The sequence below is a fragment of the Ruegeria sp. CK3 genome, from assembly GCF_056536565.1.
On record NZ_JBQFPV010000011.1, the window covers coordinates 61,886 to 87,048 of the forward strand.

20 protein-coding genes are annotated in these 25,163 nt (G+C 53.3%); 8 read left to right on the forward strand and 12 right to left on the reverse strand.

The annotated features are described in order from the left end of the window. Positions 1 to 63: 63 nt before the first annotated feature. Positions 64 to 912: an alpha/beta fold hydrolase gene (locus ACR0C3_RS17525; RefSeq protein ID WP_480759698.1), complete on the reverse strand. Its 849-nt coding sequence runs from the start codon at positions 910 to 912 to the stop codon at positions 64 to 66. Between the two features lie 75 nt (positions 913 to 987). After that, positions 988 to 1,221: a hypothetical protein gene (locus ACR0C3_RS17530; protein WP_480759699.1), complete on the reverse strand. Its 234-nt coding sequence runs from the start codon at positions 1,219 to 1,221 to the stop codon at positions 988 to 990. A 105-nt stretch (positions 1,222 to 1,326) separates the two neighbouring features. Between ACR0C3_RS17530 and ACR0C3_RS17535 the strand changes: the two genes are divergently transcribed. Both ACR0C3_RS17535 and ACR0C3_RS17540 read left to right on the forward strand, forming a co-directional pair. Continuing rightward, entirely contained in the window at positions 1,327 to 2,202 is an 876-nt protein-coding gene (locus ACR0C3_RS17535; RefSeq protein WP_480759700.1) for a LysR family transcriptional regulator, read from the forward strand. Beyond that, positions 2,177 to 3,340 (forward strand): trimethylamine methyltransferase family protein, encoded by a 1,164-nt coding sequence (locus ACR0C3_RS17540; RefSeq protein ID WP_480759702.1) that lies wholly within the window; start codon positions 2,177 to 2,179, stop codon positions 3,338 to 3,340. The genes ACR0C3_RS17535 and ACR0C3_RS17540 overlap by 26 nt, the downstream gene beginning before the upstream one ends. A gap of 265 nt (positions 3,341 to 3,605) precedes the next feature. On the opposite strand, the gene ACR0C3_RS17545 is transcribed toward ACR0C3_RS17540, so the two are convergent. The 3 genes from ACR0C3_RS17545 to ACR0C3_RS17555 are packed head-to-tail and all read right to left on the reverse strand — an operon-like array spanning position 3,606 to position 11,850. Beyond that, positions 3,606 to 4,631, reverse strand: a complete 1,026-nt coding sequence (locus ACR0C3_RS17545) for an adenylate/guanylate cyclase domain-containing protein (RefSeq protein WP_480759703.1) — start codon at positions 4,629 to 4,631, stop codon at positions 3,606 to 3,608. Then, positions 4,624 to 4,965 (reverse strand): Hpt domain-containing protein, encoded by a 342-nt coding sequence (locus ACR0C3_RS17550; RefSeq protein ID WP_480759705.1) that lies wholly within the window; start codon positions 4,963 to 4,965, stop codon positions 4,624 to 4,626. The genes ACR0C3_RS17545 and ACR0C3_RS17550 overlap by 8 nt, the downstream gene beginning before the upstream one ends. Positions 4,966 to 4,968: 3 nt before the next feature. Continuing rightward, a complete protein-coding gene (locus tag ACR0C3_RS17555; protein WP_480759706.1) occupies positions 4,969 to 11,850 on the reverse strand; it encodes a GAF domain-containing protein in 6,882 nt (2,293 codons plus the stop codon). A gap of 516 nt (positions 11,851 to 12,366) precedes the next feature. On the opposite strand from ACR0C3_RS17555, the gene ACR0C3_RS17560 reads away from it, so the two are divergent. From ACR0C3_RS17560 to ACR0C3_RS17575, 4 genes are all read left to right on the forward strand, one after another. After that, positions 12,367 to 13,077: a M48 family metalloprotease gene (locus ACR0C3_RS17560; RefSeq protein WP_170643573.1), complete on the forward strand. Its 711-nt coding sequence runs from the start codon at positions 12,367 to 12,369 to the stop codon at positions 13,075 to 13,077. Positions 13,078 to 13,445: 368 nt separating this feature from the next. Beyond that, complete coding sequence (locus ACR0C3_RS17565; RefSeq protein ID WP_480759708.1) at positions 13,446 to 13,985, forward strand: dihydrofolate reductase family protein; 540 nt, start codon at positions 13,446 to 13,448, stop codon at positions 13,983 to 13,985. Next, on the forward strand, positions 13,982 to 14,560 hold the full coding sequence (locus ACR0C3_RS17570; RefSeq protein WP_480759710.1) for a TetR/AcrR family transcriptional regulator: 579 nt from the start codon (positions 13,982 to 13,984) through the stop codon (positions 14,558 to 14,560). The genes ACR0C3_RS17565 and ACR0C3_RS17570 overlap by 4 nt, the downstream gene beginning before the upstream one ends. 856 nt (positions 14,561 to 15,416) lie before the next feature. Further along, entirely contained in the window at positions 15,417 to 16,511 is a 1,095-nt protein-coding gene (locus ACR0C3_RS17575; protein WP_480759712.1) for an AI-2E family transporter, read from the forward strand. A 122-nt stretch (positions 16,512 to 16,633) separates the two neighbouring features. Here ACR0C3_RS17575 and ACR0C3_RS17580 read toward each other — a convergent pair whose 3' ends face one another. Together ACR0C3_RS17580 and ACR0C3_RS17585 are read right to left on the reverse strand one after the other, a co-directional pair. Then, positions 16,634 to 17,527 (reverse strand): YegS/Rv2252/BmrU family lipid kinase, encoded by an 894-nt coding sequence (locus tag ACR0C3_RS17580; protein ID WP_480759713.1) that lies wholly within the window; start codon positions 17,525 to 17,527, stop codon positions 16,634 to 16,636. Positions 17,528 to 18,120: 593 nt separating this feature from the next. Then, complete coding sequence (locus tag ACR0C3_RS17585) at positions 18,121 to 18,405, reverse strand: hypothetical protein (protein WP_170668071.1); 285 nt, start codon at positions 18,403 to 18,405, stop codon at positions 18,121 to 18,123. A gap of 160 nt (positions 18,406 to 18,565) precedes the next feature. On the opposite strand from ACR0C3_RS17585, the gene ACR0C3_RS17590 reads away from it, so the two are divergent. Together ACR0C3_RS17590 and ACR0C3_RS17595 are read left to right on the forward strand one after the other, a co-directional pair. Further along, positions 18,566 to 19,363, forward strand: a complete 798-nt coding sequence (locus tag ACR0C3_RS17590; protein ID WP_480759715.1) for an MBL fold metallo-hydrolase — start codon at positions 18,566 to 18,568, stop codon at positions 19,361 to 19,363. A gap of 2 nt (positions 19,364 to 19,365) precedes the next feature. After that, on the forward strand, positions 19,366 to 20,307 hold the full coding sequence (locus tag ACR0C3_RS17595) for an MBL fold metallo-hydrolase (protein WP_480759808.1): 942 nt from the start codon (positions 19,366 to 19,368) through the stop codon (positions 20,305 to 20,307). Position 20,308: 1 nt separating this feature from the next. Here ACR0C3_RS17595 and ACR0C3_RS17600 read toward each other — a convergent pair whose 3' ends face one another. The 5 genes from ACR0C3_RS17600 to ACR0C3_RS17620 form a co-directional block, all read right to left on the reverse strand. Then, positions 20,309 to 21,367, reverse strand: a complete 1,059-nt coding sequence (locus ACR0C3_RS17600) for a YeeE/YedE family protein (protein WP_480759716.1) — start codon at positions 21,365 to 21,367, stop codon at positions 20,309 to 20,311. A gap of 58 nt (positions 21,368 to 21,425) precedes the next feature. Continuing rightward, positions 21,426 to 22,649 carry a 5-aminolevulinate synthase gene (gene hemA / locus ACR0C3_RS17605; protein WP_480759717.1) on the reverse strand — a complete coding sequence of 408 codons (1,224 nt, stop codon included), beginning with the start codon at positions 22,647 to 22,649 and terminating at the stop codon, positions 21,426 to 21,428. Position 22,650: 1 nt separating this feature from the next. Next, positions 22,651 to 23,085: a DUF302 domain-containing protein gene (locus tag ACR0C3_RS17610; RefSeq protein WP_480759719.1), complete on the reverse strand. Its 435-nt coding sequence runs from the start codon at positions 23,083 to 23,085 to the stop codon at positions 22,651 to 22,653. 78 nt (positions 23,086 to 23,163) lie between these two features. Then, the gene (locus ACR0C3_RS17615; RefSeq protein ID WP_480759720.1) at positions 23,164 to 24,426 is read right to left on the reverse strand and encodes an FCSD flavin-binding domain-containing protein; all 1,263 of its coding nucleotides are present in this window, start codon (positions 24,424 to 24,426) and stop codon (positions 23,164 to 23,166) included. A gap of 24 nt (positions 24,427 to 24,450) precedes the next feature. Further along, positions 24,451 to 25,161 (reverse strand): c-type cytochrome, encoded by a 711-nt coding sequence (locus ACR0C3_RS17620; protein WP_170471072.1) that lies wholly within the window; start codon positions 25,159 to 25,161, stop codon positions 24,451 to 24,453. Positions 25,162 to 25,163: the final 2 nt, after the last annotated feature.

Genomic DNA, 25,163 nt, shown 5'->3' on the forward strand with positions numbered 1-25,163 from the left:
TCGGGCCTTTTCGTGTCAGGGCATTTTGGCGGGCCAATATACAGACGACCCGCCCCAGTCTGATCAGCTGTTGCGTTCGAGGAAGTCGACCAGCAGGGCCGAGATCTTTTCCGGCTGGTCTTCCATCGAGAAGTGGCCGCAGTCCTCGAGCACATGCAGTTCCGAGCCGGGGATGGCGGCTTTCAGTTTATGGGCCCACGCAACCACCTGCCAGGCGTCATCCGCGCCCCAGATCAATTGGACCGGACGCTCCCCGAGCTCGGCGTAACGCGGCGCGACCTCATCGGTATGCTTGGGGTCGTAGTGCAAAACCTGATGCTGAAAGAAACTGCCCTGGCCTACGGGACCACAGATGAAATCGAGGTAGGTTTCCATTGAGGTTTCGGCGAGACGTTTCTTGTTCTGTACTGTCGAATACAGCCAATCCCGGAAATGCTCACGGTGTTCTGCATCCGGCGTCTTGATCAGCTTCTCAAGACCCGCTTGCATCTGTTCTTGGGTGCGCTTCGAGGGCCAGCTGTCATAGCTCACCACGTCGATCATGGTCAGCGTGCGGACACGCTCAGGGGATTGGATGCCGAACCGCTGGGCGATACCACCACCGATGTCATGAGCTATGACATGCAGATCATCCAGCCCCCAGATATCGAGCAGCCCTTCAAGGATCGGAACTTGCCCGGTGACCGAGGTGTCGATGTTAAGATCGCGTGGACGTTCCGACAGACCATACCCGAGCAGGTCGAATACGTGCACCTTGTGTCCGGCCTCGACCAGCGAAGGCAGGATGTTGCGCCAGATCCAGGATGAGGACGGAGTGCCGTGGATGAGGACTAAAGGTTCGCCTTCACCATGCACGCCGTGGGCGATGCGATTTCCGTTTATCACACAGTGTTGGTCCACAAGTTGGATCATGATTTTTCTCCTGCTTTGGTGGGCTGATCGGGCAGCTATTGGGGATGATTTCAAGGAAAGGGAGCGCAGGACCGGTCAGACGCTCCAGGAAAAGATGCCGTAGGCGCCGGCGGCAATGTAGAAGCCCTGTATCGTCGTCCAGCCCCACATCCGCTTGCGCACCGCAAGGGTGAAAAGAAGGAGCGCCGACAACAGGAAAAACACGAAGGAAAGCACCTCATATCCAGTATTGGAAGTGATGAGCAGGGAATAGGCGATGGACAAAAAGGCTCCACCCCACTCAAGCGATTTGTTTGCATCGGTTGTCATGTTTCAATCCGTTTTATGACTTTCCCTGATTGTAATTTCAGAGCACTCAATCTATCAAATGAATGATTGTCATGAATCAATAAGGTATACGAATGGAGCCATGCCATGGCTGAACGGCTGGAAATAGATGGCCTGCGGGCGCTTCTGGCGATCTCGTCTCATGGTGGCGTCACCCGCGCGGCCGAACATCTTGCGTTGTCCCAACCGGCGGTCAGCCACAAGATCAGGCGGCTGGAAAAGGTGCTGGATTGCGATCTTCTGGCGCGCCGTGCAGGCGGGCCGCTATTTACTGAAGCAGGTGAGCGGTTGCTGGGATATGCACAGCGCATGATGGATCTGCATGACGAGGCGCTGGCGGCGTTGGGCAAGAAATCACTCAAGGGTATGATCCAATTGGGCATGACCGAAGACACAACGGGCGGCGATGTGGCCCGTGTTTTAGGTCGCTTCACCCGGTTGCACCCAGAAACCCAGGTGCGCGCACGGATCAGCCAGAGCCTGACCCTCGCAGATTGGCTGGAGGCTGGTGAAATCGACGTGGCGGTCATGCAGGTCTTCAGCCGCGATGTGCGCCCTGACGATCTGGTTCTCTATGAAGACCAGTTGCATTGGATCAAATCTCATGACCTTCCATTGGACCTGTCGGTCCCGGTGCCGTTTCTCGCCTTTGACAGCGACTGTTTCTACAAACACTGGGCCAGTGCCGAAGGGGCGCGGGGCGGGCAGCGGTTTGAAACGGTCTTCGAATGCCCTAGTGCGGCGGGTATCCTATCGTCCGTGCGCTCGGGGTTGGGGGTCGCGCTTATGAACGGGCTGCACCTGTCGCCTGACCTGGAGGTTGTCGAAGATGTGTTCCCAGAGCCGCCTTCCATCGCCTATGTCGCGCGAACCCGCCCCAAGAACCGGAATGATGCAGTCAAGGCTCTCATCCAGGAAATCTCTCGACAGGTCAGAAATGCAATTCCCCTACGCGTTGCTTGAAGAACCAGCCCTAGCCTCTATCGAAGCACAGGCAGCCCAAATTCTCGATGAAATAGGGGTGGAGTTACAGGGAGATCCCGGCAGCCTCGACGCCATGGCATCGGTCGGGGCACGGATCGAAGGCGAGCGCGTGCGTATCGACGCTGACCGCCTGCGCGATCTGATTGAACATGCGCCCGCCTCCTTTATCTGGCAAGGAAAGACCGAAGCGACTTCGGTCACAATCGGAGGCGACCGCCCGGTGGTTGTCCCCTTCTATGGCCCACCGAATGTCCGGCACGCGGACGACACCATCCGCCAGGGCACGCTCGAGGACTACCGCGAATTCGTGCGCCTATGCGATGCTTCGTCGGCAATTGACAGCACCGGCTTTCAGCTTTGCATCGCCCACGACGGGGACTCGCTCGTGCCCTACATGGAGCTCGCCCGCGCGCATCTGGAGCTTTCAGATAAGCCGATGATGGGCACCGTCTTGTCCGAAGACGCCCTGCGCGAGGTTGCCAGCGCGGCTGGCGTCAAGGATACGGACGAAGACTGTCGATTGCTTCATCTGATCAACCTGACGCCTCCGTTGGTCTTTCAGGCTAATCCCCTGCGCTGCCTGCGTGCATCGGCTGAATTGGGTCAGGCGAGCCTTGTTGCCTCTTACATGATGATGGGGGCCACGGCGCCGGTGACCATTGCCGGGGCGCTGGCTCAGGGGCTTGCGGAAATCATGGTTGGGCTGGCTTTGACGCAAGTCTATCGCCCCAGGGCACCGGTAGTGGGTGGGATCTTCGCAACCCCGTTTTCGATGCAGTTCATGGGTCCGATCTTTGGAACACCAGAATCTCTCCTGGCCCAATTGGCCGGTTGCCAGTTGGTGCGCCGACTTGGGGTCCCCTGCCGTGGCGACGGTTTGGTCACGTCGTCCAAGATCAATGACGCTCAGGCCGGATATGAAGGCGCCAGCGCCTTCGGGGCATCTTTGACCGGAGGAGCCGACCTGATCTTGCACGCAGCAGGCTGGTTGGAGTTTGGCCGGACCGTCGGTATTGAGAAGTTCGCTTCTGATGAGGCGATCCTGAAGGCGCAGCTCTCAAATCTCCAAAGCTGCCATTCATCAGGATGTTTCCAAACCATGGCTGTAGGCCGTTAGTTTAACTTTGCAAAACCTGGTTTCTGCGAGTCACAGTCCTTCGCGAGAATCCAAGCAAACGGCCTCATGGAACCCAAAGTTCCTTAGGGAGACCCTTTGGGGGATTGAGCAACACAAAGGGCCGTAACCGCAACGGCTTCGCTAAGAACTGATTGAATTCATCGCAATGGCAGACAACCGCGCAGCGCAAAGGCTATGGGCAAACTACGCAGACATATGGGTGCGCATAACTTTGCACGATTTGCCCTACGCGTTGCATGAATGGTCATAGCGCATGGATGTCGAACGGATCGGAGAAACCTTTGATCCTAGTGCCGACAAATGTCTCCAGTACATTAACCGTTTCCAACAGATCGCAGGTTTCTTGATCAACCAGAATTCGACTTCCAGTTTTCTGCGTTTCTGCTTCCAGACGAGCTGCAAGGTTTACGGTCGATCCGATACAAGTATACGTCGCCCTGTTGTCTGTACCGGCATAACCAGCGACGACTTCTCCAGTCGCTATTCCGATACCGATTTTTAGGTCACTTTTTCCTTCTGAGCGCCGTTCGATATTCAGTATCTCAATCATGTTGTGCATTTCATGCCCTGCCGCCACTGCACTTTGCGCAGAATTGGGCAGTGGTTGCGGAACTCCAAAAAGAGCCATCAAACCGTCACCCAGCATCAGGCTGACAATTCCGCCATTGATGGTAACAGCCTCGAACATCAACGTGTAGAACGTGTTGAGCAGGTCAATTATTTCCTCAGGGGCGAGATTTTCCGACAAGGTCGTGAATCCGCGAATGTCACAGAAAAGGACCGAAGCGTTGGCACGTTTGCCTCCTATTGCAAAACCGGATTCTTGCAGGTCTTGTGCAACCTCCGTTGTTGCAAAGCGCTCTAGCAGTCTCTTTTGTTCGTCCCTGAGCCTTTTCTTTTCAAGACCGCTGGAGACGCGTGCACTGAGGAGTGTCTTATTGACTGGTTTTGGCAGGTAGTCTTCAGCGCCCAATTCAATGCACCGCACGACATTGTCCAGACCCTCAACAGAAGACGTTACAATTACCGGCAGATCGCGCAGGTCGGTGTCGGATTTGACGGCTTCCAAAACCTGAAAGCCGTCCATTTCCGGCATTTCGATATCCAGTAGAAGCAAGTCAAACGGCTGGCTAGACAGCATCTCCATAGCAACCCGGCCGTTTTCCGCGACCGATGCTTGGTGACCCAAAAGCTCTACGCTGCGCGACAAAAGCAAGCGGTTCACCTTGTTGTCGTCGACGATGAGCAAATGGCCGGGAGCGTCAGTCATCAATCAGGCTCCGCAACGCGGCGGCGGCAGTATTTAGGGCTGTCTCCAGCGCCGTCGCGTCTTTTAGGTCTCCAGCCTCGGGCAGTTCTCCGAGTTCGACTTTCCTGGCCAGTTCGGCAAGAGCCGTCGCACCAAATGTGTTGGCGTTTGACTTGATAGAATGCGCAGCACGCCGGTAACGGTCGGCATCGGCCGCAGCCGCGGCCGCTTTCAATTCGTCAATCATACTGGGCGCTTCATCGAGAAAGGTGTTCACAAGCTCAGCAGCAAAGTCTTCGCCTGTGGCGTCCTTTAGTTCCATGAAGATTTCATGATCAATTGGGCTGTCTGTCATGGATCACCTTCTTATTCTTGGGGAATTTAACAGGGCTTCGATTAGGACAGGTACGCGGATCGGTTTGGTGATATAGTCGTCCATCCCTGCTTCCAGGCACATCTCACGGTCCCCCTGCATTGCGTTCGCGGTCATCGCGATTATGCGAGGGCGACTTCCATCCGAATGCGCTTTGTTGATACGGCGAGACGCTTCAAGACCATCCATCTCGGGCATTTGCACATCCATGAAAACGACATCGTATGTTTGCCGGTTTACGCTTTCGACTGCCTCAGCACCATTGCTGGCTAAATCTGCGCGATAACCCATCTGCTCAAGCAGTCGGAGTGCAAGTTTCTGGTTCACCAGATTATCCTCGGCCAGCAAAATGCGCAGCGGATGTCGCGTCGCCATATCCGGATCTGTTTGAGGTTTGTCCTGTGTTTTGGACGGCTTTACGCGCACCTTTTCAGTCGCGAACAGTGTGACTAGGGTGTCGAACAAATGGGATTGGCGCAAAGGTTTGGCGAGGTTGGCGGCGAAGAGCCCATCTTCCAAGTCTATATCTCGCGGGCCAAGTGAACTGAAAAGGATGAGTGGTAAACCCGGCTTCTTGGCGCGAACCTTTTTGGCAAGCTCTTCTCCATCCATTTCGGGCATATGCATGTCGAGAATGGCCAAATCGAACTCAACGCCTTCTTCTAGTATCCTCAGCGCCTCCAACGGAGTCTCACACGTCGTGGTCTGCGTGCCCCATTTCTCGGTTTGAAGAGACAGGATTTTACGATTGGTGGCATTGTCGTCTACCATCAAAATTCGTTTGCCTTCGAGTTCAGGCTGAACGCCGATAAGACTGCGAGAAGACGACTTAACTGGCTTTGCGGGTTTTGCCTGGATCTTGAAAACAAATGTGGAACCGCTCCCCTCGCCATCGCTTTCAGCCCACATGGTCCCGCCCATAAGTTCGGCGAGGCGTTTCGAGATCGCAAGACCCAGACCAGTGCCGCCATATTTCCTGGTCGTTGAGCTATCTGCCTGACTGAAAGACTGAAATAAGCGACTCATGCCTTTTTTGGATAGGCCGATTCCGGTGTCTCGGACTTTAAACGTTAGTTCGAGCATTCCCTGTACCTTGGCAGATTGCTCAACAGACAGAACTACTTCGCCGCTTTCGGTGAACTTCACTGCGTTAGAAAGGAGGTTAAGCAGAATTTGCCTCAACCTTGTTAGATCGGCGCTAATCGCCAGCGGTAGCGCGTCATCGAACTCGTAGGCCAGATCGAGTTGTTTCTCGGCAGCCTTGCCGCTGATTAAATCGAGCGCGCTTTCTACGCATTCGCGCAGGTCAAACGGATGGTTCTCGATATCCATTTGTCCGGCCTCAATTTTCGAGAAATCGAGGATCTCGTTGATGATACCCAAAAGCGCATCGCCGCTATCGCGGATCGTATTGGCGTAGTCGCTTTGTTCTGCGTCCAACTCTGTGTCCATCAACAGCCCGCTCATCCCGATTACGGCATTCATGGGGGTTCGAATTTCGTGGGACATCGTCGCCAGGAAGGCGCTTTTTGCTTCGTTTGCTTCCTCAGCAACTTTTCGCGCCTCTTCAGCCTCGCGGAATAGACGCACATTCTCGATGGCAATTACCGCCTGGTCTGCAAATGAGTAGGCGAGGTCAATCTCATCTTTGGTAAAGGCGCCAGCTGTTTTCCGAGCGAACACCAACACACCCAGACACGCCTTGCCTTTTATTAGTGGCAGCAACAGAGCCGCGCGAACGCCATGCCGGTCATACGTAATCTGTTCGAACGGTGAGAGTTCGAGCGTATCCCAATCCGGAAGGTGGAGCATCTTCTTCTCATGAAGAACCTGCGCGGGAAAACTGGACATCGGATCCGGGTCGATAGGGAAACTCTGGTTGCCTTCAAGGGTGGCAACACCGTCTGCACTCACCCGCGCAAGCACCTCGAACGTGTTTCCTTGAGCGGTCATGGCTGCAACCATATCAGAGGAAACCAACCGCACACCTGCTTCTGCGATTGCCTCGAAGACTGGCTTGATGTCGTCAGGAGATTGGCTGATCACCCGTAGAATGTCCGCACTCGCAGTCTGACGTGCCAGGGAAGCCTGAGTTTCATTAAACAGGCGAACGTTTTCCAGGGCGATTATGGCCTGATCGGCGAAGGACTCGGCAATGGCGACTTCATCTTCGCTGAAAACTTTTGCCGTTTTTCGGATGAATACCAAGGCACCGAAACATTCCGTCCCACGCATCAGAGGCACTGTCAGCGAAGACTTGAACCCTTTCCTGCGTATTATCTCTTGATCGCGTGGGGGCAACTCATCGTACCGCCATTCGGGCAAATGCAAGGTCTTGCCGCTCTTGATTGCCTTGGACGGCAAATTGTCTTCGGGATCAATTGGCAGGCGCTCGTTCCATGTGATTTCTTCGACACCATCAGGTGTCGCAGCGGCGATCTGCCAAAGTTCAGTCTTGTTCGCCTGAATAGCAATCGACAAGTCGCAATCTATGAGGGTCGTCGCGAGTCCGACAATCTTTTCAAAAACCGGTTTGGTATCTGTTGGGGATTCAGAGATTACTCTTAACACATCCGCGCTTGCGGTTTGGCGCGCGAGGGCGGTCTGCGTTTCGTTGAAGAGTTGCGAGTTCTGAATTGCGATTATTGCCTGAGACGCGAAGGTCTCCATTTGCTTTATTTGTTTTTCGTCAAAAGCGGCCGCCGTTCGGCTCCCCATGCTGATAACGCCAATTGTGTCACCATCACGGATCAGTGGCACGGAAAGAACGGATCGATAGCCTTCGAGATTGGACTTGAGCAGTGGATCATAATTGGTGTCAGCTTGAGTGTCCTCAACATAGTCGGCCCTTCCATGCAGAAGCGCACGCGCTGTGGCTGATGTTTCCCCGGGTTCAAAAGGATGTGCCTTTAAAAAATCCGCGAAATTGTCCGACACATTGTGTCCGGCAAAGTAATGGTACTTCCCGTCTTCGGGTGTCTTAAGTGCCACAAAGGCATCCTGTAGGCGGCAAATGCGGGATGAAACGGCCAGCAATGCTTCCAGTACAGGCTCCAATGCGTCGGGAGACCGAGAAATAACTTCGAGTACTTCGTTTGTGGCTTTTTGATACTCTAACGATTCCTCAACTTCCGCCGTTCGGGCTGTCACCTCGTCGAATAGATGCGCATTTCCAAGTGCAATGACCGCTTGCGAGGCGAATGTTTCAACCAAGGCTATCTGCTTGTCTGAGAACGCCCCAATTTTCGAATGAGCAAGTGAAATCACGCCGAGGGTAACCCCATCCTTTACGAGCGGAACCCCCAAAGATGAACGAAATCCGGCACCCAGTGCTTCTTCTTTCCAAGCATAATCCGGGTCGTGCTCAAAATCTTCAATGTACACCGTTTTGCCTGTTAGCGCGACGCGTCCCGTGGTTGTGCCCTTGTCTGGAACGAACACCTGACGGTTTATGATGTCGTTGTGAGCTGCGGCGGAATTATGGGTCGCAGCAACGTCATAAATTCCGGTTTCTTCGTTTAGAAGTGCGACGTAAGACGCTTCGGGTTTGCAGATGCGAACCGCCACTTGCAAAATAGCTTTGAGAACTGGATCAAGTTCATTTGGCGAGCGTGAGATCACTCCCAGTACTTCTGACGTCGCCGTTTGATAGTCGAGCGCTTCTTCAACTTCTGCGGTGCGTGCCTGCACTTCTTTGAACAACCGGGTGTTGTTGATGGCTATCACAGCTTGGGATGCGAATGTCTCTAACAGGTTGACCTGTTTTTCACTAAAAGCCCCGGGCTTCCGGTGGGCCATGACAACAACACCAACTGTTACGCCGTCGGCGACCAAAGGGACGCCGAGGGTGGTGAGGTAATCACCGATCTCTGCCGCCACTTTCCATGTGTAAGTTGGATCCTTGCTCGTATCTTTTATGTAAACAGTCTTGCCATGAAGGGCCGTACGGCCGATGCACGAGCCTTCCTCTGGGGCAATAGGGTTGTCGGACAAATAACTAAGAAACGCGTCGCTCACGTTGTGGGACATGGCCACACGGTACAAACCATCGTCAGCATCCCGCATTGCGAAGAATGCATATTCTGGGTCGCAGATACGTGAGGAAACTTCCAGGATTGCATCCAGCACTCGTGGAAGATCGTTGGGCGAGCGAGAGATGACATCCAATACTTCTGAAGTGGCAGTCTGGTATTCTAGTGACTGCACGACTTCGGCAGTGCGTTCCTCCACTTCCCGGAACAGGTTGGCATTCGTAATGGCGATAGTGGCTTGGTCGGCAAAGGTTTCTAATAACTGAATCTGTTTGGTGGAAAATCCCGAAACCTCGATTGATCCGACCGAAATCACACCCACGACCTCGCCATTCTTAACCAATGGGACCCCGAGCACGGACCGATATTCCCCAACGCCGCTGTCTTCTATCCAGGTATAAGAGGTCTCGGTTTCAATATCTTCGATATAGACAGTGCGTTTCGACAGAATGGCTCGCCCGCTTACACCGCTTTCATCAGGCGAAATAGGATGCGCTTTGACATATTCCGCAAAGGTCGTGTCCTGCGTGAGTATCGCATGAACATGAAAAAGCTGATCGTCGGGGTTCAACATCGCAACATAGGCATCCTGTAATTCGCAGATCCGCGACGCTTCTTTGAGGATAGCGTCGAGAACAGGGGCCAACTCATTTGGTGATGCCGAAATCACCCGCAGCACTTCGGATGTAGAGGTCTGGTATTCCAACGCCTGCGTCACTTCCGCTGTGCGATCCTGGACTTCGCGGAACTGGCGGACGTTTTCCATTGCGATAACGGCTTGAGCCGCGAAGGTTTGGACCAAAGCGACATCGTCGTCTGAGAAAGGTGCAACTTCACGGCGGTAGAGGACAATTACACCAAGACCCAGACCATCCTTCATCAGCGGAACAGCCAGAACCGAACGGGCTCCTTCAATCTCAACCATCTGAACCCGTTTCGGGTCACGATCCCTGAAGTACAGGGGGTCGTCCGCGATATCGTCCTGACGTATGACTTCGCCGTCGATCATTGGTTTGATCGCAATTAACTCCGTGCGTGTCAGCGGTTCCACAAAATTTTTGAGCGCTTCGTCAAAGTCGGTTCTTGCGCCGATATTGGCCGGGATCGTTGCGAGCCCGCGGTCATTGTCAGCGACACATAGAAACGCCAGCGGGGCTTTGCACAAACGGCTGGAGTTTTCGAGAATGCTTTGGAACACAGGACTTTCGTCGTCGCGGCTCCGGCTGATGACTTCGAGGATTTCTCGCGATGCTTTTTCGCGCTCAAGTCGTTCCTGAACCTCTCGAAACTGGCGCGTGTTTTCTATCGCTATGACTGCGTGTTTGGCGAACTCTTCGATGAATTGCACGTCGGGATCAGAAAACGGGCGGACTTCGCGGCGGCTAACCGCAATAGCACCTATCGCTTGCCCGCCTTGCATCAAAGGGACGACAACGCGCGACCTGATACCTTCGACGTCGACAATTTGATGTGCGGTGGCATCGCCTGAGCGGTAGAAATCGGTGTCAGCCATATCCTCGACGCGAACAACTTTGCCAGTTCGGATCGCTGCAGCTGCCGTGATTGAGCTATCAAGAGACCATTCCTCGCCCAATTCAACTTCGGTTCTGTCATGGCCCCATGCTGCTGCCAATCGAATATGGGTTCCAACGGCGTTGACCAACAGCAGCGCGGACTGATCTGCCCCACAAACCTCTGTGGCCTGCTGAAGCACCGCTTCGAAGACGCGTGCATCGTTGTCGCGGCTCTTGCTGATGACGCTCAAAACTTCTTGCGTCGCGGTTTGTCGCTCCAACTGCATTTGCAGTTCTGTCATTTGACGAGTGTTGTCGAGGGCAATGACGGCTTGCGCGGCAAAGCTCTCGACCAAAGAAATCTCGTCATCGGAAAAGGGTCTCACTTCACGCCGGTAAATCCCGATGACACCTACGGGGTCACCATTTGCTGACATCAAAGGAACCGTCAGGAACGAACGAACACCTTCCTCATCAACCAGTTGCCGGCGCCAAGGGTCCCCGTTGATGTAGTGGTCGGTCTCACGCAAATCGACATTGTGAATGACGCGCGCTTCCCGCACGGACTCGGCAATTTGTAAATTTGAGTCCAGAGACCAGCGATCCACGCCGACCTTGTATGTAGCCAATTGATCACCAAAATGGGCGGCGTATTCCAAATGCGTTCCTGCCTCATTTAGCAGGCTCAACGTGGCTACATCTGTTTCGCAAAGCCGGGCCGTGTTTTCCAAGATCGTCTGAAATACCGGCGCTTCATCATCCCGAGACCGACTGATCGTCTCCAGAACATCACGCGTGGCACCTTCACGCGCCAGACGCACCTGCAACTCGCTAAACTGGCGAACATTTTCAATTGCAATGACCGCTTGCGCGGCGAAAGTTTCAACCAGCTGAACCTGATCGTCGGAATAAGGTCGCACCTCATCCCGTGCCAACATCAGGCATCCGATTGCACTGCCACCCACTTTCAATGGAACAAAGAGATTGCTCCTGCACCCATGCGTGTCGACAATGAGCTTAAAGCGCTCATCTCCCGATTTGTGAAAATCGGTGTCGCCCATATCGACAACACGTTTTGTCTCACCGCTGAGAATAGTGTCGGTCACAATGGAGTTGCCTGGCTCCATCGTGTATTTGCCATCGAGCCAGAGCTGTTGAATATCCGGGTGTAAATTGACGCTGGCAACCAGTTGCTGACAAGCATCCCCTTCTTGCCCGAGTACCAGACCGGCAAAAAAGGCATCACACAGATCTTTTGCCAGCGTTACAATCAGGTCGCATACTGGCTGGATGTCGTCCTTGGTCTCGGAGATCGCTTGCATAACCCGCGCGGTGGCTTCGAACCGAGCCTGCTGATCATCCGCGCTGAGCCCAGAGCTTTGCGCAGATGACGACGCTGAGTCAGCAGTCTCTGTTGATGCCTTCTTTCCACCCACCTGCGTTCGTGCCCCCCACGCAAACTAATGAAACACACAAGACCGGAGTTTAGAGGGCATACGATAGAAGTCACAGAGTTTCTTTCTGGACAGCATCCGTGACTGAGCTGCCTCTTCTGATTAGTGCATTTTTCTATCCAGTTAAGATAGCTACGATAAAGTGAGCGAAAGATACCAATAGATGGAATAATTTAGTACTCGAGGGGCAGCCGCGGTCCTTTGATTCAAGGCCATTTGCGTTGCCTACCATTTTGGTCGCATCGGAATCGGGTGCTGCTACAGCAAACCTCCTCTGTTATTGAATATCAATTTTTGCAGGCCCTAAGATTCGGGTATCGGTGTTGGTTTATCGACGCCTGAGGGCTCAATTTAGGATCTCCCAAAAGGTAGGAAGGCTTAGGTATGAAGCGGATTGCCTCGGTATTGCTTGCATTTTTGTTGGCGGGATGCGTTTCAACCGCGCCTCCGCCATCGGCACCCATCCCAAATCCCGGTCGCACGAGTGCCCAGGTCAATTCAAAACAGGCACAAGCTAGATTTCGGCAGGTTGCCTCTCGAATTGAGCCCGTTGCTGAAAACGAGTGTCGCCGCCAAACTCGGGGCGTGAATTGCGATTTTTTGATCCGAATTGATCCAAACAAAAATGCGCCCTCAAACGCGTATCAGAGCTTAAGTAAGTCAGGACGCCCTGTCATAACAATGACCCAAGCGTTGACACGAGATGTGAACAATGCCGATGAGCTTGCATTTGTTATGGCGCATGAAGCCGCTCACCACATTCAAGGGCATTTGGCCCAACAGGCCCAAAATGCAGCGGCTGGAGCGGTACTTTTGGCAGGTCTGGCAACAATTGCGGGGACTGGGCCGAATGACATTGCCGCAGCACAAGATCTCGGAGCCTTTGTGGGCAGTCGCAGCTATTCAAAAAACTTTGAATTGGAAGCTGATCGACTAGGCACGGTGATAGTCTACAAAGCTGGCTATGATCCACTCAATGGTGCGCTTTACTTTGCGCGCGTTCCTGATCCCGGTGATCGTTTTCTAGGGACGCATCCTCCCAACGCACAAAGATACTATGCGGTGCAGGATACAATGGCTCAGATCAGTCGCTAACCATTTTGAGTTAAGGTCTTCACCGGGCCTCAAAGTCTGATCGCGGCTAGAGAGAGCTTCGAACCCGGGTTAATTCGACGTTCTCAAGGTCGCCCCGCTGACACTCGCTTTGATGCAGGCGATGGCCGTGATGCGACCGCGTACAAATGCTGCGCGAGCAATGACAGATCGCGCACTAAAGCGGCTTTTTGCGCAAAACGGTCACTCTTGGAACGTCGGGATTTCCCCGCCGAACCCAATTCACTTGGGTTACTGAATAGGCAAATGTCCCCTTTCTTCGTTAGAGCGGCGCGTCTTGACTGATCAAGTTGCAGGTATTTGTTTAAATATTTATACGATGTATAATTTAAAGGAAAAAAGAGAACGCCATGCCAAGCGGACACATCATGATGGCCATGAGCCTCGACGGTTTCGTTGCAAGAAAAGACCATTCGCTCGATTGGCTGAATAAACAGCCCGCTGACAACGAAGATCACGGGTTCATCGAGTTTATGAACAGCGTAGATGCTCTTGTTATGGGGACCGGATCACTGCGAACAGTCCTTGGATTTGGTCAATGGCCATATGAGAAACCCGTTGTGGTACTCAGCCGCTCCATGACGAAACAGGACGTACCGGAAAATCTACACGACAAAATTGAGTTCTCCACTGCCAGCCCCGAAGAGCTATGGGGAATCTTTCGCGAGCGCGGTTACAGCCGCGTATATGTCGATGGTGGTACGATCATTCGGTCGTTCCTTCAGGCCGGATTTGTACAAGACATGAAGATTACGTTGGTTCCTATTCTACTAGGTGATGGCATTCGCATTTTCGGTGAAACGGATGGCGATATTGATCTTGAACTGATCTCTGCTACACCCTTTCCATCGGGTATGGTCGATCTGGTTTACGAAGTGAAAAGTATATGACCAAAGCACCAACTGTCGGGCGACCAAAAAAGTCCAAGGAACGTCTATCGAAACAGCTTATCCTGCAAACAGCCCTGCCAATTGTTCAAAAGCAGGGAGCCGATGCGCTTTCGTTTCGGTTGCTTGCGGATAAGCTAGAGGTCACGCCGATGGCGGTAACTTACCATTCTGGCAGCAAGCGAAAGCTGCTGGCTGACCTGGTTGAACTGGCCTTTTCGAAAACGCTTCAGGCCACCTTTGAAGAAGGAGCCAGCGCAAAAGCGCGTAGCATACTAAGTGCCTACTATCTTCGGGCCTTGCCGAATGCCAACCTACTGCGCGCAGTTCTGGAAGACGTCACACTCATCAGCAAAGATCTCTTGGACGTCACAGACAAGCTGCGGGCATGTACGCGGGAAATTGACGATGGTGACGAAAACGATGTGCTTTTGCATCTTCTCATCGACTATACGCATGGCTTTGTCCTCTCCGCGTCAAGCGGCAAAAACAATCCGTTAACAATCGATGACTTTTTGCGAGGTATTGATTGGGTACTGGCGCGTGCGATCGGCGGTGCGCACGGTTGTTCAAAATGAGGCATTCAAATCTTTGAGATTTTGACCGGTCTCGGTTGAACGCCTACGTTCGCCAAACGTTTGAGGCAGAGCGCCTCGCACAAAGGAGATTTTATGAAAGAGACCCGAGTCTAACACCTGTTCCTGGCGATCCAAATTCAGGAACACCAACATTAACGAGCACACTCACGCGTGATGCTGAGTGCCCTTTCTGTTTTGCTTTCGTACAATCGAGACCTCCCAATGAATGTCTCAATGCACGAGCAACGTATTTTGCCCGAATTCGCCCTTGTCGGGTCCATCCACTCCAAGCGCTTAGAAAACGGAAAAATGGAAGCCGTCTTTTTCGACAAGGCTGTGCACGCGTTAGCGACGGTCGTAAAGTCGAAGCCACGCTGCGCCATCTTAGGTGAAACCGCGAGAATGCCGGCGACGTTGTAGGACCGGCGGGCGATGTCGACGGCGGAAAGCGCTGCGCGAGTTCGTGACTTTCAGCCGGATTCCTGCACAAGCGGTCAGCGGGACGTCAATACAGACGCTACCGAGGTACTGACTGGTATTGCGAATCCGGTTTCAGTCGCTTTGTGAACACCCGACAAAAGTGCTCAGATGACAGAACCGAGCCAAAAGCGAACCATCCGACATCCGATCTCAAAAGGAGGTTTAAACAAGACTATTTCTGATAATCTTGCAGCCTAAGGTTTCTGATCAACGGCCAGTTCAAGGCAACGAAATGAGGACCACCATCTGAAAATCTCAGCTATTCGAGCTAGAGAGAAGTACCCGAGCCACTTGCCAAGTCACAATCAAGGCGAGCTAATATACTATCATTGCAGAAAGTGGCCGGACAACGCTCAGTCCTGTAGGGAGCCTACAAATGAAAAAGGGTATGCATCATCAAGATCCTTCATCAGCTTTCTTGGGACTCACGTTCTGGTATCAGTTGGTCGTCCTTGTGTTCTTGACCATAGCGTCGCTAGTCCTCGCCTCCTCTGTGCTGGTTCCCCTGTCTTTTGCGGCTCTCCTGTTCGTTCTTCTCACCGCGACTGCGGATCGCATTGGCAGATTCAAGATATTTGGCGGCACCGTCCCGAAGTGGCTTGCGCATTTGGCCGCAATTTCAATTGTGTTAATAGGACTCTCGCTTGTGCTGTCGATACTATCCAGTCAAGCCGGCCAGGTTTCGGAAGCGTTTCCGCGCTATGAGGAACGGTTTTCCAGCATAGTCGCAAAGCTGGTGTCACTGGTTGGGCAAGACAACTATGCAGCCGCGATCAAAGCTTTGGAGCAGATCAACCTGGCTGGGCTCGCGACAGGAGTAATCGGCTCTGCTGGGGCATTCCTAAGCGCTTTTTTCCTGGTGCTACTCTATGTGCCATTCATGTTGGTCGAACGTGTTCCAATGCGCGCCAAAATCAAACTCGCAATCAAAGACAGGGAAGCCGCTGAAAAAGTTCGTCACGTTCTTGAGAGCACGTCGGACAGCATTCAAAGATATGTTGGCATCAAAACGTTGGTGAGTGCACTAACTGGCTTGGGCAGTTATGCCGTGATGGCATCCGTCGGCTTAGACTTCTCTGAAACCTGGGCGGTTCTTGCCTTTTTGTTGAACTTCATCCCGACAGTCGGCTCCATCGTGGGCGTCGCGCTTCCTTCAATTGTCGCACTGGTACAGTTTGAAGAAGTCGTGCCATTTCTTGTTGTTCTAATTGGTTGTGGCGCTGTTCAATTCTCTGTCGGCAATATCCTGGAGCCAATGCTACTTGGGAAAAGCCTGAATTTGTCGCCATTCATGGTCATTTTGGCGCTCACGTTTTGGACTGCGATCTGGGGCATTGCCGGAGCGTTGATGAGCGTCCCGATCACCGTTTGCATCATGATTGTGCTTTCGAACATACCATCTACCCAGCCAATCGCGATACTGATGTCCGGTGATGGGAAGATAAACAACACTGACGCCGTGAACAGCTAAGCGAGAGACGTTAGCCAAACTGGATGGCAGCTTTTTACCTGACTATATCGTCGAGTGTATGTGTCAGCCCCGCACATAGTTCGAAATACCGTGCGACGTTTGAGTTTAAAGAGAAACCCGAGCTACTTACCGCTTGGGAAAACGAAATTCAGCGCATTTGGTTTAATTGAAACCTCAAAGCGTTGATCGATCATCGGCTCTCCGTCCAAATTCATATGAAACGGTTGGGAGGTTTCCAAAACCATAGATCTCAGACGAGAGCGCTGTACAACACCATCTTTGGGATCCGAGATATCCGGCAGTCTGCCAAAGGGCAGATTTTCTGGCATTAAACGCTCTGCAGAAAGCACGCTTAAATCGAGCAACCCGTCGGACACTTCCGCTTCAGGCGCCACGTCAAAACCGCCACCCGCATAGCGGCTGTTCGCAATCGCGATAGCGGAAATGCAAACGTCGTACGGGTCTTCATCATCAATCGAGATTTTTGCGAGAACGGATTTTGCATCAGATAAACGAGCAAGCCCAAACAGCGTGTACGCGAGTCCCCCCAGTCTTTTCTTCATTTCCTTGGGAGTTGTTGCAGTGATCATCGCTCCAAACCCGCCGCTTGCAACGTTCACAAACGGACTGCCGTTTATGAATCCGACATCAATTGGTCGCGCGTGTCCCGATGCAGCAACTCGAACAGATGTTGCCAAGTCCAAACCCCTATCACCATACGACCGGGCGAAATCATTTGCTGTCCCTAAGGGAACAAGACCTAAAGAGACATGCGACTTTGTCTTCAACTTCAAAACAGCATTCGCGACCGAGTTCAAAGTGCCGTCACCACCGCCCGCGATCACCCTGGTTACCCCATCGCCTACGGCTTCTCGAAGGGTCTTCCTCAAGTCTTTTCCTGACCAAGGAATACACACCCTAATGCCAAGCTCTTTTTCCAATGGGCGGACAGCAGAACGCAGATCCGGTCTTGCTGCGGATTTCCTATTGAGAATTAGCAGGGTACGTTTGGCCATGGTTCTAGCATAAAGCTCTCACACGTTGGAGCAACTGCTTTAAAAGTTCTAATGGCAGAGGCGCTCAAGCAATTGAAACCTTATTTGTGCTAGCCAACCTCTAAGTGACGATAGTCAGTTTTCTCCGCATCTCGGAGTATACAAAGATCAGTAGTGAAGGTCCTCTTCGGGCTGCAAGTGGCTATCCGAAGATCTTCCCTGATACTACGAGCATGCCGCGAACGCGTTCACGTCGCTTCTCAAAGTCATTGAGGAATTTTGCGTGTAGCAGCCCAAAGAAATTCGCGATTCAATCTCGCTCGTGAACTCCCAACGGAGAAAACAAAGTCGTTTTGCGAGATTCTCAAACGAGCTCATTTCCCTAATTTTCCATCTGAACAACCTGAACATAGAAAGATGATTTTGCGCATTTGCTTGAGGCTGCGGGAATCCCTAAAGCCTATACAGTGCCGTCATCTTGAGCGTCCAAACTCTCGGGCCCTAAAGCTAGGCACCCTCAGTTTCCTTGCGCGCATGCTACACAAAACAGTGCACTGCTTAAAAGTAACACGCGTTTCAAGCGAGGCATGGAAGAATGGATTTGTTTGGGAGAACTACTGGAAGAGGCGCTCGAGGCGCATCTGAAGCTTGAAAAGAGGGTGCCGCCAGAGCAGACGACGACGAAACCTCAGTTCGAGTCCCGGCTTTTCCTCAAAGAGTTCTTTCATCATCTCATCAGCTGTCTCGGCAACAGAGTAGTATGGATTAACTGATGCGGGAAACGCCCGGGATCGGGAACCGTGACTCGGCATATTTGGGTTGAAACCAAAAGCTCTTCTACATAGCGCCCAGCCTGCAGATCGCTTGGCGAAACTCCATCCTTCTTCATCTTTCGTCATTTACAAATTTAAACATTCATTTTATTGATTGTGTATGGGTGGAAATTCATTTTCTCGACGTACTTTCTTACACAACGCCGCGTGTATAGCGGCACTTAGTGTTCAGTCCAAAATCGCTTGGGCAGAGCTACAACTCGGTTCTTCGGCTCGGATTGCAACTATGTCAGACGGGTACCTGTCATTGCCTCCGGAAATGGTCTTCGGCGCCATGCCGAAGGAAGAACTCAGGCAGCTTCTAGACAGCTACAAGGTGGACGCGACCAAGTACGAGCCAGAGTGCAACGTGGCACTCTATCGAGATGATCAAAACACGGTGCTGTTCGATGTGGGAGCTGGACCCGATTTCATGCCGACATCTGGCAAGCTTCTGGAATCTCTTGAAACTATCGACCTGTCGCCCGAAGACATCTCGCACGTGATCTTCACCCATGCGCACCCGGATCACATCTGGGGCGTTTTGGATGATTTCGATGACCTTCTTTTCCCCAACGCCACGCATCACTTTGGCCGCGATGAGTGGGATTATTGGTGGAACCCCTCGACGGTGGATACCATTGGAGAAGATCGCGCTGCGTTCGCTGTAGGCGCGAAGCGGCGTATGGCAGCAATTGAGGATCAGGTCGCTTTTTTTGACGACGGACAAGAGATTCTTCCCGGTGTTGCAGCACGCGCAAGCTTTGGACACACGCCCGGCCACATGGCGTTTGAAATTCGCAGCGGTGGTGAGTCCGTGATGATTGTCGGCGACGCGTTGGGAAATCCACACGTAGCTTTTGAACGCCCCAACTGGCACAGCGGCACGGATCAGGATCCACAGGCGGCCGCAGCAGCTCGGAACTCACTGCTGGATCAGATCTCCCATGAGCAAATGAAAATGATTGGGTTCCACCTGCCAAATGGTGGGATCGGCCGGGTCGAGAAGACTGGCTCTGCTTATAAGTTCATTGGAGAACCATGATGATGCGATCGCTGGCGATTGTCTTGACCCTGGCCACACCAGCTTGGGCAAGTGAGGATATTGCAGACCAATATCCGAAAAGTGTGCTGTATTCCAAACCGGTCGAATATATCCCCGGCGTCTATTCTGCCATTGGCGCAACCGCCCCGCCGACCTACGAAAACTCTGGTCACAACAACAATCTCAGCTTCATAGTTACCGGAGAGGGTGTGGTCGTCATAAACGGTGGCGCGGCTTATTTGCTTGCCGAAGCACTTCACCAGGAAATTAAGGCGATCACGGATCAGCCGGTTAAGCTTGTCTTCAACGAGAATGGTCAGGGGCACGCGATGCTGGGCAATGCCTACTGGTCAGAGCTCGGCGTTCCAATTATCGCCCATTCGGATGCTGCGGCTGAATTTGAGGAATACGGCCCTCAGATCCTTGAAGGAATGCAACGGTACAATCAGGACAAGGCGGAAAGAACGTTTCTGGCTGGCCCAACCGAGACATTCGAGGACGAATACGTAGTTGAAATGGGTGATTTCCGGATTGAGGCCAAGTATCTCGGGCCGGCCCATAGTCCTGGCGATATCTCGATTTGGCTACCGAAGCAAAGCCTTGTCATCGCGGGTGACATGGCGTTTCACGAGCGCATGCTGCCGATCTTTCAGGAAACCTACACGGCAGATTGGCTTGAGACTTGGGACAACGAGTTCGAAGCTTTGGGAGCCACATATGTCATCCCCGGCCACGGTCATCCGACAAACATGGATCAGGTGCGCCGCTATACACGCGACTACCTGATCTATCTGCGCGGCAAGATCCAAGAGCATATGGATGCCGGCGGCGATCTGGCAGAGGCTTACTACGTCGATCAGTCACCATATGCCCATTTGGACACGTTTGAGGAACTGGCGACAAAAAATGCCGGGCGCGTTTTTGAGCAGATGGAATTCGAATAACTCAGGACGTTTGAGGGACAGGAATTCGGCGCAATAACTTATGCGTGCCGATCGCTCCAACCCACATGAAGAAAACGGCAAGCCATGCCGTCAATGACAGGGCGGACCCTCCTGAAAGCCCTGCTCCCACGGCGCACCCTCCGGCCAGCATCGCTCCAAACCCCATGAGGACAGCTCCAGCAAGGTAGCGCTCCATCGGAGTATCAGGGCCAAAACGTTCGATCTTCCACTCCCCTGCAGTTAAGGCCGCGCCTGCGGCACCAATTGCTACGCCTGGAACGAGGCCGATACCGAAGGACAACGCGACGTTCCTCTCGGCAACCAACGCCATTAGTGTATCCGTGGCCGGTCCTGTAAATGTGATTGACGACACGGGCACGACGTCAAAAGATGCTTGCGCGATCGCAAAGGTCATCATCCAGCCAAGCGCCACAGCCACGCCAACGCCTGCGGCTGTAACGACCCTGATAAGCGTGACTCTCCGGTGGAACGCGAATGCAATTGCCGACACCAATCCCAACGCTGCAACGGCTGTATAAGCCACGGGCGAAAATCCAAGTATTTCTGAAAGATCTCTCGAGGCGCCTCCTGAGACAGTCCAGATCCCGGAAAGCAATTCGCGGGCGGGACTAAGAACGCCCGTGTAGGCCGCCTGAGCAACTAGGGTTAAAACCAATCCTGTAATGAGGGCGCGCAGATTACCGCAGGAGGCCAATACCAATAGGCGAGATGCACACCCACGCGCAAGAACCATGCCAACGCCGAACATCGCCCCGCCAATTATTGCGCCGCTAAGGCTGCCCCTCGACGCAATCGCGCGTGTCTCGGAGAGGTTTAACAACTCAAACGCGACAAACGCCTGTACTAAGGTGAGCGCTGCGGTGAAGGCGATCAGCCAAACCGCAAGGCGTGGACCAAGCTCGCCTTCGGCGACTTCGATGGTCGACGCTCTCAAACAAAAGTGAGACTTCTGGGCCGTCACGCCGAACAAGATACCGACAAGCGCACCGGCAAATGCCAAAGCGCCAGGGTCTCCCAACAAATCGATGAGCCTTTCCATCAACAGAAACTCTGACTTCGTTGCTTGCGCGTCCTTGTCTTCGGTCAAATTGTCATTGTCACTGGGCAGCCATTGGCCTGCGCGTCAATTGGCATTGAGTCCATAACTCACCCAAGGCAGATACCAGTCGATCCACGTCGTCTGTGGAATGCACTGGAGAAGGTGTAATCCGTAGACGTTCCGTTCCCTTGGGGACGGTTGGATAGTTGATCGGCTGGATGTAAATTCCATATTCACGCATCAGTACGTCAGAGATGAAGCGACACTTGACCGGATCGCCGACCATCACAGGAATAATGTGACTTGGGTTCTGTGTATGCGGAATGCCCAGATCGTCCAGCCTGTCTCGCACCTCGCGCACGCGCTGCTGGTGTAGATGTCGTTCCGAATTGCTTTGCTTCAGGTGCCGAACCGACGCGGCAGCTCCTGCGGCCACGGCGGGAGGCAACGCAGTGGTGAAGATAAACCCACTGGCAAACGACCGGACAAAATCGACAAGCTCTTTCGACGCCGCGATGTATCCACCGACTACGCCGAACGCCTTGCCCAATGTCCCCTCAATAACGGTTAACCGATCCATCAGGCCTTCGCGCTCAGCTATACCGCCTCCGCGCGGTCCATAAAGCCCTACGGCGTGAACCTCATCCAAATAGGTCATCGCGCCGTAGCGATCGGCCAGATCACAGATCTCGGCAATTGGTGCAATGTCGCCATCCATGGAATAGACGCTCTCGAATGCAATGAGCTTCGGTGCATTGGCAGGCAGTTCAGCAAGGTGCCTTTCAAGGTCCGCCACGTCGTTGTGTTTCCAGATACGCTTCTGGCACCGACTGTGGCGAATGCCCTCGATCATCGAGGCATGGTTCAACTCATCAGACAAGACTGTGATGCCAGGTATGCGAGACGCCAAGGTTCCCAAGGCAGCCCAGTTCGAAACGTACCCGGAGGTAAACAGGAGCGCAGCGTCCTTGCCATGCAAATCAGCAAGCTCTTGCTCCAGCAAAACATGCTGGTGGGTGGTTCCAGAGATATTCCGCGTTCCTCCCGCCCCGGCACCAACCTCATCGATCACCTTGTGCATTGCTGCGACAACACTGGGGTGCTGACCCATCCCCAGATAATCATTTGAGCACCACACAGTGACTTTCTCGGGGCCATTTTCCGCGTAGCTACGTGCTGTCGGGAACGCGCCGCGCTGTCGTTCGAGATCCGCAAAGACCCGGTAGTTCCCTTCCTCCTGAAGCTGGTCGAGTTGACCACGGAAAAACTGCTGATAGTTCATTTCAGTTCCCAACGGCTTCTTCGACGATTCCTGACAACAGAGTCTGGACCTTTTGCATTGGCCCGTCAGGGTAGCTTCGGTACCCAACCATCACGCCACTGTCGTCTTCAGCCACAAATATCCCGTAAGGGCAAAAGCCAATATTCATTGGGTCGGCTTCCATGACCTCACGCGAAATTTTTGCCGAGCAGAAAATGAAGATGTCTGCGGCCGAAAATATCTGCTTGTCGCTGCCAACATCTGCGCCTGTTCGATTCAGCATTTCCCCAACATGGCTCACATAGTCGATGACCAGCCCCTGTCCCACAATCGCGGACTCCACGGCGAACGTTGCATCATCAAAACTGCCGTCGAAGGGGATAGTGATGATCTCTTCTGCAAGCCCTTGGCTCGCCAGAACAGTGGAAAACGCGGCTGCGGCGATAAAGTGTTTCATGGTTTTAGTCCTCCTCCTAAACCGCATTTTCTCAGATTGATCATCGGGGTCTTTGACACCGGTCAAAGCCCGATTACCTCAACCAAACATGTCCGACGTGATACCGGCGTACCAACCAAGAGACTCTTCGTAAGTTGCTTTCCTCAGGTCGGCATCTTCACCGGTCTGGCTGATAAAGCCATCGACTTTGGCGATCTTTTCAGGCGTCGCCTCATAAGTCGCGCCAACTTTCACACCATCATCGGTGTCAATGAGCGACCAGCATGTGTTCGAGAACTTGGCCGGGAATACTTTTGACCCGGTCAACGCACCTCTTACTGCGTTCGCACAGACCTTTGCCTGGCTGTTTGCCGAAAAACCGGATTTCGGCATGTCGCCCTGCTGGCTGGCATCACCAAGAATGTAGATATCCGGATCGGCTTTGGAAGACATGTCCGCAGCGTTTACTGGTGCCCAGTTGCCATCGGTCACTCCCGCCATTTCCGCAATTCGACCGGCTTTCATCGCTGGGATCACATTGCAGACATCAACCTTCGTCTCTTCGCCGTCGATAGTCACCGTCATTGCTTCCGGATTCACGGATACATTGCCGCCGCCGAAATCTTCGCCGATCCAGTCAACCATTCCTTCATAGTTGTTTCCCCAGCCTTCTTGGAACAAAGCCATTTTCGAGAATTTCGGCTTCGGATCCGCTACAATGATCTTTGCTGTTGGGTTGTTTGCCTTCAGCACGTGCGCCACCATCGAAACCCTTTCATACGGCCCGGGCGGGCAACGGTACGGGTTAGGAGGAGCGACCATCGCGAAGGTACCACCTTCGGGCATCGCCATGATCTGCGCCTTCAAAAGCTCAGTCTGAGATCCAGCCTTGTACGCATGTGGCATCTTGTTTTGGGCCGATAGGTCCCAGCCCTCGACCGCGCCATCAACAAAGTCGATACCCGGGCTGAGGATCAGTTTGTCATAAGGAACTGACCCACCACCTGCCAAGGACACCGTCTTTGCGTCGCGGTCGACCCCAGTGGCCCAATCATGCACGACGTTGATACCGTAGTTCGCGGCAAGCGTGCCGTAGCTGTGGGCGATGTCCGATAGCTCCTGAAAACCTCCCAAATAGAGGTTTGAGAAGAAACAGGTGTAGTAGGTCCGAGACGGCTCGATCAGCGTCACGTCAATCTCACCTTTGCTGTCCTTGGCTATGTAACGTGCGGCAGTCGCACCGCCTGCACCGCCACCAACAACCACTACACGGGGCTTGCCTTGAGCCAGCACCATCGGAGCGGATAGCCCGGCGGCCACTACCCCGGCGGCTCCAAGAAATACTCGTCTATTGAGTGTCATCGCTTTTCCTCCCCTTAGGCACTTTCATTCTGGATTATTGAAGTAGGCGGCCAATGCCGCGATCTCGTCATTGCTCAACCTTCCAGCGATCATTTGCATGACCGGATGTGGCCGCTGTTTGTCCTTGTAAGCGTGCATGGCGACCACGAAGTCTTCGTCAGGCCAGTACACAATCGAAGGAATGCCCTCATCGCCCCCTTCGATCTGGTGACACGTTGTGCATTCGCTGCTGAGATATGCGCCGTACTCAGGATCTCCTTGTATCGCCAGGATCGCGGGATCGATCGAATGATCCGTGCCTTTCGCCGTTGGGTCCGCTTCTGGGATGTCCTGAGGATTGTCCGAAAACGCCCGCAAATAGGCGATCACGTTGGCTCGGTCTTCCGGGTCTTTCAAACCGGGAAAACTCATCCGCGTGCCTGACGCAAATGCGCGTGGGTTTTCGATGTAGGCGGACAGAGTATCAGCGTGCCATTCCAGACCCGAGTTACCCGCACGTTCTAGGCTTTTTGAGTAATTGAAACCGTCCAGACCAGCAGCCTTGCGCCCAAAGACACCATTCAAATGCGGCCCGATTTTGTTTTTGGCTCCATCTCCAACCTGATGACAGCCTTTGCATTTGGCGAACACTTCTTTTCCGGCTTCGGCGTCGCCGAGGCCTTCGGTGGCGTGGGTCGATGGGGCAACAGCAACCATAACCGCCGCGCAGGTCAAAAAAATGTTCAACCACCGCATGA

Excerpts from the sequence above, each read along its gene's own strand:
- ACR0C3_RS17525 (WP_480759698.1), bottom strand. The coding sequence starts at position 912 with ATGATCCAACTTGTGGACCAACACTGTGTGATAAACGGAAATCGCATC.
- ACR0C3_RS17530 (WP_480759699.1), bottom strand. The coding sequence starts at position 1,221 with ATGACAACCGATGCAAACAAATCGCTTGAGTGGGGTGGAGCCTTTTTG.
- ACR0C3_RS17535 (WP_480759700.1), top strand. The coding sequence starts at position 1,327 with ATGGCTGAACGGCTGGAAATAGATGGCCTGCGGGCGCTTCTGGCGATC.
- ACR0C3_RS17540 (WP_480759702.1), top strand. The coding sequence starts at position 2,177 with ATGCAATTCCCCTACGCGTTGCTTGAAGAACCAGCCCTAGCCTCTATC.
- ACR0C3_RS17545 (WP_480759703.1), bottom strand. The coding sequence starts at position 4,631 with ATGACTGACGCTCCCGGCCATTTGCTCATCGTCGACGACAACAAGGTG.
- ACR0C3_RS17550 (WP_480759705.1), bottom strand. The coding sequence starts at position 4,965 with ATGACAGACAGCCCAATTGATCATGAAATCTTCATGGAACTAAAGGAC.
- ACR0C3_RS17555 (WP_480759706.1), bottom strand. The coding sequence starts at position 11,850 with ATGCAAGCGATCTCCGAGACCAAGGACGACATCCAGCCAGTATGCGAC.
- ACR0C3_RS17560 (WP_170643573.1), top strand. The coding sequence starts at position 12,367 with ATGAAGCGGATTGCCTCGGTATTGCTTGCATTTTTGTTGGCGGGATGC.
- ACR0C3_RS17565 (WP_480759708.1), top strand. The coding sequence starts at position 13,446 with ATGCCAAGCGGACACATCATGATGGCCATGAGCCTCGACGGTTTCGTT.
- ACR0C3_RS17570 (WP_480759710.1), top strand. The coding sequence starts at position 13,982 with ATGACCAAAGCACCAACTGTCGGGCGACCAAAAAAGTCCAAGGAACGT.
- ACR0C3_RS17575 (WP_480759712.1), top strand. The coding sequence starts at position 15,417 with ATGAAAAAGGGTATGCATCATCAAGATCCTTCATCAGCTTTCTTGGGA.
- ACR0C3_RS17580 (WP_480759713.1), bottom strand. The coding sequence starts at position 17,527 with ATGGCCAAACGTACCCTGCTAATTCTCAATAGGAAATCCGCAGCAAGA.
- ACR0C3_RS17585 (WP_170668071.1), bottom strand. The coding sequence starts at position 18,405 with ATGACGAAAGATGAAGAAGGATGGAGTTTCGCCAAGCGATCTGCAGGC.
- ACR0C3_RS17590 (WP_480759715.1), top strand. The coding sequence starts at position 18,566 with ATGTCAGACGGGTACCTGTCATTGCCTCCGGAAATGGTCTTCGGCGCC.
- ACR0C3_RS17595 (WP_480759808.1), top strand. The coding sequence starts at position 19,366 with ATGCGATCGCTGGCGATTGTCTTGACCCTGGCCACACCAGCTTGGGCA.
- ACR0C3_RS17600 (WP_480759716.1), bottom strand. The coding sequence starts at position 21,367 with ATGGAAAGGCTCATCGATTTGTTGGGAGACCCTGGCGCTTTGGCATTT.
- hemA (WP_480759717.1), bottom strand. The coding sequence starts at position 22,649 with ATGAACTATCAGCAGTTTTTCCGTGGTCAACTCGACCAGCTTCAGGAG.
- ACR0C3_RS17610 (WP_480759719.1), bottom strand. The coding sequence starts at position 23,085 with ATGAAACACTTTATCGCCGCAGCCGCGTTTTCCACTGTTCTGGCGAGC.
- ACR0C3_RS17615 (WP_480759720.1), bottom strand. The coding sequence starts at position 24,426 with ATGACACTCAATAGACGAGTATTTCTTGGAGCCGCCGGGGTAGTGGCC.
- ACR0C3_RS17620 (WP_170471072.1), bottom strand. The coding sequence starts at position 25,161 with ATGCGGTGGTTGAACATTTTTTTGACCTGCGCGGCGGTTATGGTTGCT.